Origin of the sequence: Nonomuraea glycinis (genome assembly GCF_014646515.1) — a bacterium.
Taxonomy (GTDB): domain Bacteria; phylum Actinomycetota; class Actinomycetes; order Streptosporangiales; family Streptosporangiaceae; genus Nonomuraea; species Nonomuraea glycinis.
The window spans coordinates 557844-570384 of record NZ_BMNK01000001.1; the positions used below are offsets into that span (position 1 = coordinate 557844).

The window sequence follows — 12541 nt, forward strand, 5'->3', positions numbered from 1 at the left end:
TAAACCTGCGCCACCTTTGTGGAACCGATCGTTCCGTTCTGTTATGATGGGAATATAACGTTCCGTTCCGTTAGAGAAGAGCCGAGCAGATGGCCGTCGTAGCTCCCCCCGTACCCGCAGTCATCACCCGGGCGCCGTCCCGGAAATGGCTTGGCTTGTTCGCCATCCTCTCCGCCGACCTGCTCAACCTGCTCGACGGCACCGTCGGCAACGTGGCCGCCCCCGCCATCCGCGCCGACCTCGGCGGCTCCACGGCCACCATGCAGTGGATCGTCGCCGGCTACACCCTGGCCATGGCGGTCGGGCTGCTGACCGGAGGTCGCCTCGGCGACATGTTCGGCCGCAAGCGCATGATGATGATCGGCATCGTCGGCTTCCTGGCCGCCTCCCTCGCCTGCGGTCTCGCCTTCTCGCCCGAGTCCCTGATCGCGGCCCGCGTCCTGCAGGGCGGCTTCGGCGCGCTGATGGTGCCGCAGTCCTTCGGCCTCATCCGCGACCTGTTCGGCGACAGCACCGGCAAGGCCTTCGCCGCGCTCGGGCCGGTGATCGGGTTGGCCACCATCCTCGGGCCGGTCGTGTCGGGGCTGCTCGTAGAGGCGGACCTGTTCGGCACCGGCTGGCGGGCGATCTTCCTGATCAACGTGCCGCTCGGCGCGTTCGCGCTGGCCGTCGGCTGGAAGGTGCTCCCCGCCAAGCCGCCCACCGCGCGCGGCACCCGCCTCGACGTGACAGGCGCGCTGCTGGCCGCGGCCGGCCTGACCATGCTGGTCGTCCCGCTGGTACAGGGCCACGAGCTGGGCTGGCCCACCTGGACCCTGGTGATGCTCGCCGCCTCGCTGCCCGTCCTGGCCGCCTTCACCCTCCACCAGCTCCGCCGCAGCCGCACCGGCCGCGCCCCGCTGGTCGAGCTCAGCGTCTTCGGCAAGCGCTCGTACGCCTCCGGAGTCGCGTTCGTCGTCGCCTTCTTCGGCGCGATCACCGGCTTCTCCCTGGTGGTGGCCCTGTTCCTGCAGATCGGCCTGAAGTACTCGCCGCTGGAGGCCAGCGTGGCGATGATCGGCTGGGCGGTGGGCGCGTTCATCGGCTCGGCCGTGGGCGGCACGCTGATGAACAGGCTCGGCCGCAACCTCCTGCACATCGGCCTGGCCCTGATGACCGCCGGCCTGGCAGGCCTCTACGCGGTGTTCGCCATCACCGGCGCCACCCTGAACGGCTGGGACCTCACCCCCGCGCTCGTCGTGTACGGCATCGGCATGGGCATGATCTTCGTCCCGCTCTTCGACATCATCGTCGGCGGCCTGCGCGACCACGAGGTGGGCTCCGCCTCCGGCCTGCTGTCGGCCTTCCAGCAACTCGGCGCCTCCCTCGGGGTCGCGGCGCTCGGCACGCTGTTCTTCTCGGTGGCCGGCGCCCAGGGCTTCCTCGACGCCGTCACGCAGGTGACGCTGGTGGCCATCGTCCTGACGGCGATCACCTTCGGCCTGGGCTTCCTACTCCCCAACCGGGCCCGCTGAACGAACACTTTCGTCAGCCGGGTTCAAGGGCGTCGCAACCGATTTCACCGACTATCGAAAGCCAGTGAAAGTCCACCCGGCCGCCAGATGGGGACAGGAAAATGCGACGCTTATTCGCGGTCATTCTGATGTCGATCGTCGGCCTGCTCGTCTCGGCCGTGCCCGCGTCCGCGCAGGCCCCGCCAGGGCTGGCCGGCTACTACGGTCAGCGGCTCGCCTGGTCCGCCTGCGGCGGCGGGTTCCAGTGCGCCAAGGTCAAGGTGCCGCTCGACTACGCCAAGCCCAAGGGGCGGCAGATCGACATCGCGGTGATCCGGCTGCGGGCCAAGGGGCCCAAGCGGATCGGCTCGCTCGTGCTCAACCCCGGCGGTCCCGGCGGGTCGGGCGTGGACCTGGCCAGGAACGCCAAGCAGTTCCTGTCGCCCGCGCTGCTCGCCCGCTTCGACGTGGTCGGGTTCGACCCGCGCGGCGTCGGGCTCTCCTCGCCCGTCCGCTGCCTCTCGTACGGCGTGATGGACAGTTACCACGCGCTCGACCCCACCCCCGACACGCCGTCCGAGGTCCGCAAGGGCGACGCCTACCAGCAGATCTACGCCCAGGGCTGCAAGGCGAACGCCGGCGCGCTGCTGGCCCACGTCGGCACCCGCGACGCCGCCAGGGACATCGACGTGCTGCGGGCGGCGCTGGGTGACCGGCGGCTGACCTACCTCGGCTTCTCGTACGGCACCCTGCTCGGCGCCACGTACGCCGAAGCGTTCCCGAAGCGGGTGCGGGCCATGGTGCTCGACGGCGCGATCGACCCCGCCACCCGCGGGACCGCCCCCGGCGCGGCCGCGCACGGCTTCGAGACGGCGTTCGCGTCCTTCCTGCGCGACTGCTACAAGCGGCCGGGCTGCCCGTTCAGGACGCACAAGGTCAGCGCGTCGTTCCAGCAGCTGGCGAAGCTGTTCAAGCGGGCCGACAAGGCGCCGCTGCGCAACGACCTCGACGGCAGGCAGATCAACGAGGCGCTCGTGTGGCGCGGCGTGATGGCCGCCATGTACTCCCACGAGCAGTGGCCGTCGCTGCGCGCCGCGCTCGGCGACGCGTTCAAGGGCGACGGCACCGCGCTGCTGGCCTTCGCCGACGGCTACAACGGCAGGCGGATCGACGGCTCGTACGACAACAGCAGTGAAGCCTTCACCGCCGTCAACTGCGCCGACTACCCGCCCACGAGCAGGGCCACCCGCTCGGCGGTGACGTACGTGCCCGAGTCGCGGCACTTCGGCAAGTACTTCTCCGACGGGCTGCTCTCGCCGTGTGCCTTCTGGCCGGTCAAGAGCGGTGAAGGCATCGTCGGCCGGGTACGGGCCAAGGGCGCGCCGCCGATCCTGGTCGTGGGCACCACCCGGGACCCCGCCACGCCGTACAAGGACGCCAGAGCCCTCGCGGGCCAGCTCTCGTCCGGCGTGCTGCTCGGCTTCGACGGCGACGGCCACACCGCCTACGGCGACCCCTCCACCTGCGTGAACGGCGCGGTCGACCGCTATCTGATCAACCGCGTCCCGCCGAGGAACGGGACCATGTGCCGCCGGTAGCGAAGCGACGGACTGGACAGCGCCCCCGACGATCTGTCACCATCTGCGGCATGATCAATGAAAGGGGCGCTGCCGCCCCCCTCCGGTGAGAACGCTCGTGCAGCGGGAAGCTGCCGAGATCCGGAAAGAATGGCTGAGCTGGGTGTTCTCCACCCGGCCCGCCGATCGACCGGCCGCCGAGGCGGCCATCTCCGAGCTCTATCGCCTGATCGGGCGCACCCCACCCCGTTTCCACTGGGTCTCCTCGCCGCTCATGGCCGTGGAGACCGTCCCGTCCGGCGTCCGTCCCGCGGAGAGCATCGACCGGCTGGCCGACTGGCCCGTGCCGCGCCGGTTGACCACCCTCCTCCATACCCTGTACATGGAACTCGACAGTCGGCTCACCTATCCTCAGCGCCCGCTGGACCAGCTGATCGGCGCGCAGGTGCGCGCCCCGCTGGCCCGGTCCTTCGACAGGTCGCTCCAGGAAGCGCTCCCACGGGCGCGGAAGTCACGCTACGACTGGACCGCCAGCTGGTACGTGGCCCAGGAACCGTCCCGGATCGCCCATTACGACGCCCTGCGCCGGGCGGCCGGCGTGGTCTTCGCCACTGAGCAGACCCGCCTGCTCGATCTGTGGGTCGAGGTGGCCCGGTCGTGCGGCTGGTGGTGGCCCCGCGACGAGGTGTGCGTCATCGCCGAACGACCGGCCGAAATGCACACCGAGCCGGGAGACGAACCCGGGGAGATCCGGCTGCACCACGCGGACGGCCCGGCCCTGCGGTACGCCGACGGCTGGGACGTACACGCCTGGCACGGCCGGCCGGTGCCCGCGTGGGTGATCACCGATCCCAGCGTCGAGCGGATCGCCCGCGAGCCCAACGTCGAGATCAGGCGGTGCGCGATCGAGCGCATCGGCTGGGCGTCCTACATCGAGCGGGCCGGGCTGCGCCTGGTCGCCACCGCGCCGGACCCCGGCAACCCCGGCTCACACCTGCGGCTGTACGACATGCGCGCGGAGACCAAGGTGCTCCTCGCGGTCAACGGATCCGTCGAACGCGACGGGCGCCGCCGCCAGTACGGGCTGACCGTGCCGGGCTTCCTCCGCGACCCCGTCGACGCCGCCGGCTGGACGTACGGGCTGTCCGCCGAGCAGTACTCCCAACTCGTCCGCCGAACCTGAGGTGATCTCCATGACCGTGACACTCGCATCGCTCGCCCAGCAGACCGGACTCGCCGTGCTCGACCACCTGGAGCAGTCGGCCCGCATCCCCGTCGTCGACGGCCTCCAGGCCCAGGGCGACCTCATCGTCATCCCGCTGGCCATGCTGGCCCCGTCCGTGCGCACCTGGCCCGACAGCCCCTGGACGGACGTGCCCCCCGAGGGCATCGAACTCCTGCGCGGCGGATCCGGCGGCAACCCGCACACGCTCGTCGCCGACCGGGGCACCGGCCGCTGGACGACTCATGTGACGGACCCCGACTGGCTGGCGATCGGCATCTTCGAAGCCACCGCGCCCGTCTACCTGCTGCACCCGGAGCACGGGGCGTCCGGGTGCGCGCCGGGGGCGTACGTGGTCCGGCGGCAGCGCGAACACGACGGCCGCCGCGCCCGGATGATCGTGGACTGACAACGTGTTCCCCGCCCGCCGCGACCGGGGGGTGGGGAACACGGGTCAGGTGATCTGCTGCCGGACCAGATTCGCGATTGCCAGGATCTTCGGACGGCCCGCCGCCTTGAACCCGAGACCGTGCCGGAATATCTCTGGGATCCAGTACTGGTCCTCTTCGCGGAAGACGACTCCGTTCGCGGCCAGAATCTCCAGGTCACCGCTGGCCAGCCGCAGGGCTTTGGGGCCGGAGGGAATGCGTTTCTGTTCGATCGGCAGTTCATCGAGTCGCTTGAGCAGGGCCCCGACAGGAGGGCTCTCTTCACTTATCGCGCGAATCTTGTCCTGGCTGCACGCCACGAGTGCCTTTCGCATGGCCGCCGGTGCCAGCAGGCGGTCCGACCATCGCCCTTCGTCCACTGACAGGGCGGCTGACTCGGCGAGGAACGTCATGATGTCGCGAGCCTGGATCTGCCCGTTGAAGTCCGACAGCGCCGCCAGAAACCACCCGACCGACCGGGCCTCCCGCGATCGGGTGGAGCCCATCTTCTCGCCCCACAGTCGGGTGAGCAGATGTCCCAGTGCCTGATCGGTAGCCTTGAACACCTGCTCGGGGGTGATATCAGGCAGGGCTCCGGATTGCTGCGCGGCCCACAGCGCGAGCCGCAGCGCCTCAGATGGGTTCCATTTAAGTTCGTACTCGCTGTATCGCGCGAAGAACTGTCGAAGATTCTGTCGGATGGCCGCCTGGACCAGATCGCGGCGGACGAACACGACGAGCCCGAGTGGTCGCCCGCGCAGACTTCGCAGCCAGTCCAGGCAATCCACCAGGAGCACCCGCAGAGCCTGGCTCTCCGCCTTGTTCTGCGAGAAATTCTGGAGCAGATCCTCGAGACCGTCGACGAGAAATATCCGGCTGCTGCCGGCAGCGAACCGGGCGAGCAGCAGTTCGACGTTGTCCGGAGCCGCTTTCAGCCCGACAGAGCGGGCGATACAGGTCAGCCACACCCTCCGCCACTCGATATCCGACAGGTTCGAACGCAGCGCATCGGCGATCAGATCGCGGAGATCGAGTGGACTCGCAGGCACGCCGTCCGGGAACGCGCCGACGTCTCGCTGAATTCTCTCGAGGCGGTCCATTGTGGAGGTCTTCAGATTCTTCGATACGAAGACCGGTACCAACGGTGCCTTGAGCGTGACATCGCTGACACCCACGGATTCCGCATAACGGTTCCAGGTTCTGCGGAAACACATCTGGAGTTGGGTGAAGGTCTTCCCGGAACCTTTGGCTCCGACCACTACGCACAGCGGGGGCTCGGTGCGATGTGAGGAGAGCAGATTCCGGAGGGACTCGGTCGCGAGAAAGTCCGCGTCTTCCGCCGTCTCCGCGTAGACGAGTTTCCGGCTGAAACGCTTGAGGCGCTCCCGGCGGCTCGGCAAGTCATCGAGAATCATCTCGCCCCGTATGTCGTCATCGGCGGCGGCGCTTCTCACTTGGCTCAGCTCGTTGACGAGCGACGACAGCATCTCGGGCAACTGCTGGCGGCGGATCACATCGATGACAGCATCCCATGACGCGGGAAGAGCCAGGAGACGTTCCTGGAATGGGCTGAAGATGGGCTCAAGAGTGACATCGTCATCGACTGTGCGATCCTCCGCGCCGCCCTCGTCCGGAACGAGCGTCCATGCGACCGCGTCACGCAGCTGAGCCGCAGCGTTGGCGGCCAGATCTTCGTGCCCCTGATCACGGAACTGAGTGATGATCACTGAACCGGGCGGATCGATCTCCGGTCGGGTCGGTGCTCGGCGGCCGAGTTCCCTGATCGTGCGTACCGTCCCCCGCAATGACTGATCGTTTATCGTGGTGACGAAGACCCGTTTGACCCGCGGATCCAGCAGGACGGGGGCGGTAAGTTCGCTGGTGCCCGCGCGAAGGTCCACGAGCACGGTACGGGCATCCAAGTGTACGGCCAACTCCGCGAGCGATTCGGTGAGGAAGTAGCTCGAACGGCCTGGAGTCAGCAGGTCGACAGGTTCCAGCCGGGGTGGGACCACATCGAGGAGCGATCGCTTCGTCGGAAGCACGATGACGTTGTCGGCTCTCTGATTAGGCAGATAGGCCGCGCCGAGGGTTACGGCGTCGTCGGGACGACCGTCTTCGGAGGAGTGCAGGAGCGCGAGGAAGTCCTCGTAACTGAAGTCGATCCGCCGCCCCTGGGCCGCGAACATCCAGGTGATTCCCGGAGCTTCGAGATCGGCGTCCACCAGCAGCACCTTGCCGCCTCGCTGGGCGACCGCGTGGGCAAGTGCCACTCCGTGCAGCGTCCTGCCGACTCCACCCTTGAACGAGTGCAACGCCGCGATCTGCACTCCGCCCGCGAAAGGCGCCTCAGGCGCGGGCAGCGGTTCGCCCAGGGCCCGGACGATGTGCCGTTCCCGCCATCGCAGCTCACGGCGGGCGGATGTGACCTTGCGCTCCCTGATGGAGACCGGAAGCAGACGATCAGACAGGCGACCGGGCACTCCGTCGAGCCGAAGCGACGCCTCACCGGCCTCGCGCACCAACGACCCCACGCCGAATGACTCTCCCAGCCACTGTATGGCCAGGTCTGGGGAGGTGTCGGGGCGGACCGTCAACTCCAGCCCATCCCAGAACGCGTCACACTCGAGCAGCCACATCGGCCAGGCCCGGCATGTGGCCAAGACCGCCAGGTGATCGTTGACGTCGACCCACGTGTAGATGTGTTCCGGGACACCGGCGCCAGATACGGGCATGGTCATGGCCTCGATTCTCATCCACACCAGTCCAGCAAAGCACGTAGCACCACGACGGCTTGTATCTCGTGCTTCTCATCGAGTGGCCGGCCGTACCTCCAGGCTTCATGAAGCTCGCTGAAGGAGACTTGTGCTTCCCTCCGCCGGGTGGCGCAAGGCCGCATCTGGGCGCAGAGCTGCGGCGGTAGGTTCAGTTCTCTTGCCAGACGCTGCAGATCATGTTTACGCAGGTAGTCCGGGAGGTCGGCTGTGGTCCGCAGACCGCGTTGGTGGATGATCTCCGCCTTCAGTCCACACTCTGCCCCGTAGAAGAGCAGCAGCGCGGCCGACGGTTCCTCTTCCAGGGAATCGCTCGCTGCCAGATGGGCGGCTGAACGAGCTCGCAGTTGGTTTCTACCGACGTCAATGGCCACGAAGCGTAAGCATATAGATGCCCATAGTCACCGACTGGCCATATGCCAAACGTCATGGTCGTATCGAGGGCTCTGGTGCTCCGATGTCGCGTTTCCGCCTATATGCAGCTGACTAGGCCAAGTCCAGTGATCATGGTTTTGTGTGAGTGACGGGAGAGGCGTGTTTTGTGCGCGGGCGATGCATCTGCCACGGTGCTCGGATGGCTGGGCTTTTGGGTGACAAGCGTAGGTTCGCTGTCGAGGTCGGAGGCTGGGGCGGCTCGTCGCTGCGTCGGGTGGACCTGTGGGTCGCTGATCAGTGGGTGACGTGCGAGGACAACATGGTCTTCGTCAAACAGTTCCGTTTTGACGTGGCACGCACCGCTGCCGGGATCCGCTCCCTTGAGGACCAGGCCCCGCCGTTCGTCGGTTTGTCTCCGGCCGCCATTCACCGGCGGCTTCAGGCCGGGGCCAGGGACGGCGAGCAGGAGTACGAGCGGTTCGGGTTCTTTCACCGCTGGGGCTGGGGTCCCACGACTGACAACGTGACGTCATTCCTCTGGCGGGAAGGGGTCCGCCTGGTGATCACGTTGGAGTTCTGGCGAGAGGGCCACCTGCTCACACATCCCGGGCATGCGGGAACGGTCTTCGTGGCCGAGCTCCCTGCCGCCGAGTTCGCGGGAACCCTGGAGGAGACGGTGACCATGCTCGGCGATGGTGAGAGGGCGCCCGTCCCATGACGGGGTGGAACCTGTCTCACCGGGTTTGACAGGTTCCGGAGCGGCGCTACTTTCGCAGGCGGTTCACCAGCAGGACGATGAGGACCACCACGCCGACGATCACAAGCAGCTGGAGGATCTCCGGGACGCCCATATTGGTCATGATTTTCCTTGTGTCGAGGGGTGACACTCAGGAAACGCACGGGGTTCAGAAGGAGTTCCTTGTCGCGGGTCAGGGCTTGTTCGCCAACGGTGTTGCGTGACGGTTGAGACGTTCACCTGGCGCTTGCGCCGGAGCCGGGCTCGCCGGTCATCTCAAGCGTGCTGCGAACCGACCTCTGTACGGGCCGCCTCCAGGAACGCGTGCTGCGGACCTCTGAGGTGGTCCCACATCGAACCCTCGGCCGCGATCTGGTCGGGCAGGCGCCACAGGACATGGTCCACCGCTGTCGCGTAAGCACGCGCGAGTTGGTACATCTGAGGACGGAACAGGACCTGGATCATCCGCTCAGCCACCCAGAGGCGGTCGATGACGCTCCGGGCCTTCGCGAGCCACTCAGGCGTTCCTGCGGCATTCCAGTCAGGGGCCTGATCGCGCTCTTCGGCGATGCGAATGCCTTCCTGCGTGATCGTGATGAACTCGCGCAGCAGTTCCAGCTGCTCCGAACGTCGAGCCTCGGCCCGCTGAGCCGCTTGCCGCTTCTCCTCATTCCTGCCGGTAAGTCGCACGGTGGTGAACTGCGCCAGATAGGACATCAGCCCTCCCAGCAGCACACCGAGCAGCGAAGCCCAGACCTGCATCTCCATGGAGATTGTGTATCAAATCCGACAGGCCGCAACCGGCCGATCGCGAAACCGGTGATCGTTTCTTGTCACAGCCATAGCGGCGAGTCCGCCTCGCGGAGATTCCCGATGGGCCGGCCGGAACAACCCCCGTTCGTCTCGATCGGAGGTTGTCCCGGGCTCGCTTCAGACGGTCAGCACCGGCCGGCGCCGTCGAAGTTCCTGGGGCCGCGGGGCACCTTGCTGCTGATGGTGTCGCCCGGCCGTGCCGTCTGGCAGCTCCCGTCGACGCCGTGCGCCCAGACGATCTTGAGGTTCATCGTCTCGCCGCAGTCGTTCCTGGCGTAGCCGGTCTTGGTGATGGTGCCCGTGGTCTGCCAGACGGTGACGCAGGACGGGGCGTTGCCCGCGGGGATCGCAGATGCCGTTGCCGTGCCCTGGAGTGCGAGGAGACTCATGGCCGCGCCGCCGAGGGTGATTCTGAGGGCTGTGTGCATGGTCGGTGGTCCCTTCCTGTGGGGAAACGCTCGTGTGGAGGAGGAGCGTGGCCACAACGGTGCCGACTTTCATGGCCACAGAGCGTGATTCTATAGATACACACTGTCCACGGTCGGCCATATGCGCAACGTCATCACCACCGACGACCGATCTGCGGCAAGTTCCCTCGATACGTCTGGCGCGGCCTGGATGATGTGATCTATGAGGCGAGCGATGACGACGGATTCTGGGCTGAGGCTCCGGTGGGAGTGGGAGCCGGCGCCTTCGGTCAGGGCGCCGGAGTATCGGGCGACGTGGGCTCGGATCGAGATCAGTGTGGGCTCTGAGCAGGTGACACTGGTGGAGGACCGGGAGTCGGGGAGCTCGCGGCGGTCGATCTACTGCCCCTTGTACCCGCTGGCCGAATGGGCCGCCTACCACTGGTGGTTTCTGCGCGCCGACGCGAGGCCGGCGCGCAACGTCGATGTCGGCCGTCCGGATCGCTATCTGCCGCGAGATGTCCGCAGGCATTCCCTCCGTGGCAGTGGGGACGGCTTCCTGTGGCCCGATCTGCTGATCATTCCTGAGGGGCAGAGCAAGCGGCTGATCTGGCAGCGAGATCATGCACAGCCGGATGGGCAACGCCCGATTCGGTTCCTGTCCGAGGGAGAGGCGCTGGTCGATGGCGCGGCCGTGGAGTTGGAGCTCGAACGGCTGATCTCGGCCGTACTGACCCGGCTTGCCGAGCAGGGGGTTCACGGCACCACGCTGGAGAAGGAGTGGGGTGCGGTTCAGGCGGCTGAGCCCGATGAGGTGGAGTTCTGTCTCGCCGCCGCGCGGCTGGGGCTCGATCCCTATGCCGAGGCTGAGCCGTACCAGGATCTGATCGTGCGGGCGGCGAGTGAGCTGCGGGGGAACATCCTGGGGGACTTCTAGGACGCGGTGGAGCCGGACTCGCTGGCTGCCGCGCTGGACTGGATCAACGAGGCGCGGTCCGAGGTAGGGCTCACCCAGCGCCGGACGGATGCCGTACGGCTGCGGGAAGACCTGTGGGCGGGGGCGACGACGACGCCGCCGCCGGTGGATCGGGCCTGGGAGAGAGGATGGACGCAGGCGCGAACCGTGCGGCGTGCACTGGGTCTGCCAGACAGCGAGAGATTCCCGCTGGAGCCGTACATCGTCAATGTAGGTAGGAGTCCCGCCGATCCGGGGCTGCGCGCCTTCGGCGGCGCGGCCGAAGGGTTCGGGCCGGTGGCGGTGACCGTGCCGGGCCTTCCTGTGACGGCGAGCCGGTTCACCCTCTCCCGGGCACTGTGGCACTACCTGTGGGAGTCCGAGCCGTTCTTCCTGGTCACGACGGCGTACACCGATCGTCAGAAGGTGGAGAGGGCGTTCGCCGCCGAACTGCTCGCTCCTGCCGCCGGCATCGGCGGTCTGCTGGGCGCCTCGCCTCTGGTGGCGATCCAGGATGACATCGAGGAGATTGCGGTTCGCTATCAGGTCTCACCTATGGTGATCAAGCATCAGCTGGAGAACCAACTGCTGGCCGCCTGATCGCGCTGGGTCCTGTCAAAACACCAGGATGTCCTGGCGTTTTGACAGAATGCCTGTTCAGCAAGGGCAGGGTTGTCGCGCTGCTCTCCGAACCGGAAGGCGGCAGACGTGCATCCGGTGCGCCTGTCAGCGACAAACTGCTCGTGTACGAGGTCAGCTGCGGTCGAATTCGTTGGCCTTGACGCCGTTGAGGAAGGCGTCCCATTCGGCCGGGGTGAAGAACAGTTTTGGGCCGTCGGGGTCTTTGGAGTCTCGTACGGCGATCAGTGTGTCGTCATGACCGGGGCGGGCGCCCTCTAACCGGGAGGTCAGCTCCGCGACTTCGACACAGTTTCCGCCGTTGTCGCCGGAGAAGGTTGACTTGCGCCACTGCGCCTTGCTCAGGTCCATCGTTCCTCCGCTGTCCTCTTGATGAGCTCAAGCGACATGCTCAGCGGCAACGCCTCGGTGCGGATGGCCTCGAAACGCTCGATCGCCGCCGTGACGTCGTCGTGATCGTTGGTGGTCAGACCTCGGACGGCCGTCTCCGCATACAGTACGTCGATCCCGCCCTCCAGCGTCGCGATGGCGAAGCCGCCCATGAGACCGGAATGCATGCCATGGGGGACCACCTGCACGCTCAGCGCTGGACTGACCATGGAAATCAGGTGGTCGAACTGCTCGCGCATCACCTCCGGCGGGCCGATCGGCCGGTGAAGCACGGCCTCGTCGATCACGCAACGGAGGATCGGGGGCCGAGGGTCCTCGCGGGTGAGGATGAGTTGCCGATGAAGGCGGGCGGCCACGGCGCTCTCATCGCCACGCAGCAGCGCATGCGCGTACGCCTTGGTCTGGAGGAGACCCGGGATCAGGAGCGGCTCGTAGGAGCGCAGTGTGGTGGCGACCTGTTCCTTGTCGCGCCACTTGCCGAACCAGGAGGGGAAGACCTGGGCTCGGCGCCAGTCGAGCAGGCGCTGGAGGGCGCCGCCGGTGTCGAGGGTCGTGTCGCAGCATTGGGCGAACTCGGGGCTGGCCGGGAGCTGCCCGGTTTCGACTCCGCTGATCAGGGACTCGCTGAAGTGGATTTTGTCGGCGAGCTAAGCCTGGGTCAGGGATGCCCGCTGCCGGTAGTGGCGGAGCTCTCGGCCCCATATCGCCTGTGGTGAATGGAAATCACTCACT

14 protein-coding genes are annotated in these 12541 nt (G+C 67.1%); 8 read left to right on the forward strand and 6 right to left on the reverse strand.

What is annotated here, in order from left to right:
- Positions 1-155 precede the first annotated feature (155 nt).
- From IEY87_RS02595 to IEY87_RS02610, 4 genes are all read left to right on the forward strand, one after another.
- Positions 156-1514: an MFS transporter gene (locus IEY87_RS02595; protein WP_225276806.1), complete on the forward strand. Its 1359-nt coding sequence runs from the start codon at positions 156-158 to the stop codon at positions 1512-1514.
- 101 nt (positions 1515-1615) lie between these two features.
- A complete protein-coding gene (locus IEY87_RS02600; protein WP_189136814.1) occupies positions 1616-3091 on the forward strand; it encodes an alpha/beta hydrolase in 1476 nt (491 codons plus the stop codon).
- Between the two features lie 97 nt (positions 3092-3188).
- Positions 3189-4253: a DUF6745 domain-containing protein gene (locus IEY87_RS02605; protein ID WP_189136815.1), complete on the forward strand. Its 1065-nt coding sequence runs from the start codon at positions 3189-3191 to the stop codon at positions 4251-4253.
- Positions 4254-4263: 10 nt separating this feature from the next.
- A complete protein-coding gene (locus IEY87_RS02610; RefSeq protein ID WP_189136816.1) occupies positions 4264-4701 on the forward strand; it encodes a DUF8820 family protein in 438 nt (145 codons plus the stop codon).
- Positions 4702-4746: 45 nt separating this feature from the next.
- Here IEY87_RS02610 and IEY87_RS02615 read toward each other — a convergent pair whose 3' ends face one another.
- The gene (locus IEY87_RS02615) at positions 4747-7476 is read right to left on the reverse strand and encodes a KGGVGR-motif variant AAA ATPase (protein WP_189136817.1); all 2730 of its coding nucleotides are present in this window, start codon (positions 7474-7476) and stop codon (positions 4747-4749) included.
- Positions 7473-7868, reverse strand: a complete 396-nt coding sequence (locus IEY87_RS02620; RefSeq protein ID WP_189136818.1) for a hypothetical protein — start codon at positions 7866-7868, stop codon at positions 7473-7475. The genes IEY87_RS02615 and IEY87_RS02620 overlap by 4 nt, the downstream gene beginning before the upstream one ends.
- Positions 7869-8068: 200 nt before the next feature.
- Here IEY87_RS02620 and IEY87_RS02625 point away from each other — a divergent pair, with 200 nt between their 5' ends.
- A complete protein-coding gene (locus IEY87_RS02625; RefSeq protein ID WP_189136819.1) occupies positions 8069-8587 on the forward strand; it encodes a hypothetical protein in 519 nt (172 codons plus the stop codon).
- Positions 8588-8881: 294 nt separating this feature from the next.
- Here the strand turns inward: IEY87_RS02625 and IEY87_RS02630 are convergent, their stop codons facing one another.
- On the reverse strand, positions 8882-9373 hold the full coding sequence (locus IEY87_RS02630) for a hypothetical protein (protein WP_189136820.1): 492 nt from the start codon (positions 9371-9373) through the stop codon (positions 8882-8884).
- A gap of 170 nt (positions 9374-9543) precedes the next feature.
- Complete coding sequence (locus IEY87_RS02635) at positions 9544-9846, reverse strand: alpha-amylase inhibitor (RefSeq protein ID WP_189136821.1); 303 nt, start codon at positions 9844-9846, stop codon at positions 9544-9546.
- A gap of 340 nt (positions 9847-10186) precedes the next feature.
- On the opposite strand from IEY87_RS02635, the gene IEY87_RS02640 reads away from it, so the two are divergent.
- Entirely contained in the window at positions 10187-10762 is a 576-nt protein-coding gene (locus IEY87_RS02640; RefSeq protein WP_189136822.1) for a hypothetical protein, read from the forward strand.
- Positions 10763-10768: 6 nt separating this feature from the next.
- Entirely contained in the window at positions 10769-11380 is a 612-nt protein-coding gene (locus IEY87_RS02645) for an ImmA/IrrE family metallo-endopeptidase (protein WP_189136823.1), read from the forward strand.
- A gap of 153 nt (positions 11381-11533) precedes the next feature.
- Here IEY87_RS02645 and IEY87_RS02650 read toward each other — a convergent pair whose 3' ends face one another.
- Both IEY87_RS02650 and IEY87_RS02655 read right to left on the reverse strand, forming a co-directional pair.
- Positions 11534-11770: a DUF397 domain-containing protein gene (locus tag IEY87_RS02650; protein WP_189136824.1), complete on the reverse strand. Its 237-nt coding sequence runs from the start codon at positions 11768-11770 to the stop codon at positions 11534-11536.
- Positions 11761-12252 carry a DUF5753 domain-containing protein gene (locus tag IEY87_RS02655; RefSeq protein ID WP_225276887.1) on the reverse strand — a complete coding sequence of 164 codons (492 nt, stop codon included), beginning with the start codon at positions 12250-12252 and terminating at the stop codon, positions 11761-11763. Before IEY87_RS02655 ends, IEY87_RS02650 begins: the two co-directional genes overlap by 10 nt.
- Between IEY87_RS02655 and IEY87_RS02660 the strand changes: the two genes are divergently transcribed.
- Positions 12148-12525 carry a hypothetical protein gene (locus IEY87_RS02660; RefSeq protein ID WP_189136826.1) on the forward strand — a complete coding sequence of 126 codons (378 nt, stop codon included), beginning with the start codon at positions 12148-12150 and terminating at the stop codon, positions 12523-12525. The two genes, IEY87_RS02655 and IEY87_RS02660, sit on opposite strands and share 105 nt — an antisense overlap.
- Positions 12526-12541 lie beyond the last annotated feature (16 nt).

Coding starts and splice junctions, on each gene's coding strand:
- IEY87_RS02615 (WP_189136817.1), bottom strand. CDS start 7,476: ATGAGAATCGAGGCCATGACCATGCCCGTATCTGGCGCCGGTGTCCCG.
- IEY87_RS02650 (WP_189136824.1), bottom strand. CDS start 11,770: ATGGACCTGAGCAAGGCGCAGTGGCGCAAGTCAACCTTCTCCGGCGAC.
- IEY87_RS02610 (WP_189136816.1), top strand. CDS start 4,264: ATGACCGTGACACTCGCATCGCTCGCCCAGCAGACCGGACTCGCCGTG.
- IEY87_RS02600 (WP_189136814.1), top strand. CDS start 1,616: ATGCGACGCTTATTCGCGGTCATTCTGATGTCGATCGTCGGCCTGCTC.
- IEY87_RS02625 (WP_189136819.1), top strand. CDS start 8,069: ATGGCTGGGCTTTTGGGTGACAAGCGTAGGTTCGCTGTCGAGGTCGGA.
- IEY87_RS02660 (WP_189136826.1), top strand. CDS start 12,148: ATGAAGGCGGGCGGCCACGGCGCTCTCATCGCCACGCAGCAGCGCATG.
- IEY87_RS02630 (WP_189136820.1), bottom strand. CDS start 9,373: ATGGAGATGCAGGTCTGGGCTTCGCTGCTCGGTGTGCTGCTGGGAGGG.
- IEY87_RS02635 (WP_189136821.1), bottom strand. CDS start 9,846: ATGCACACAGCCCTCAGAATCACCCTCGGCGGCGCGGCCATGAGTCTC.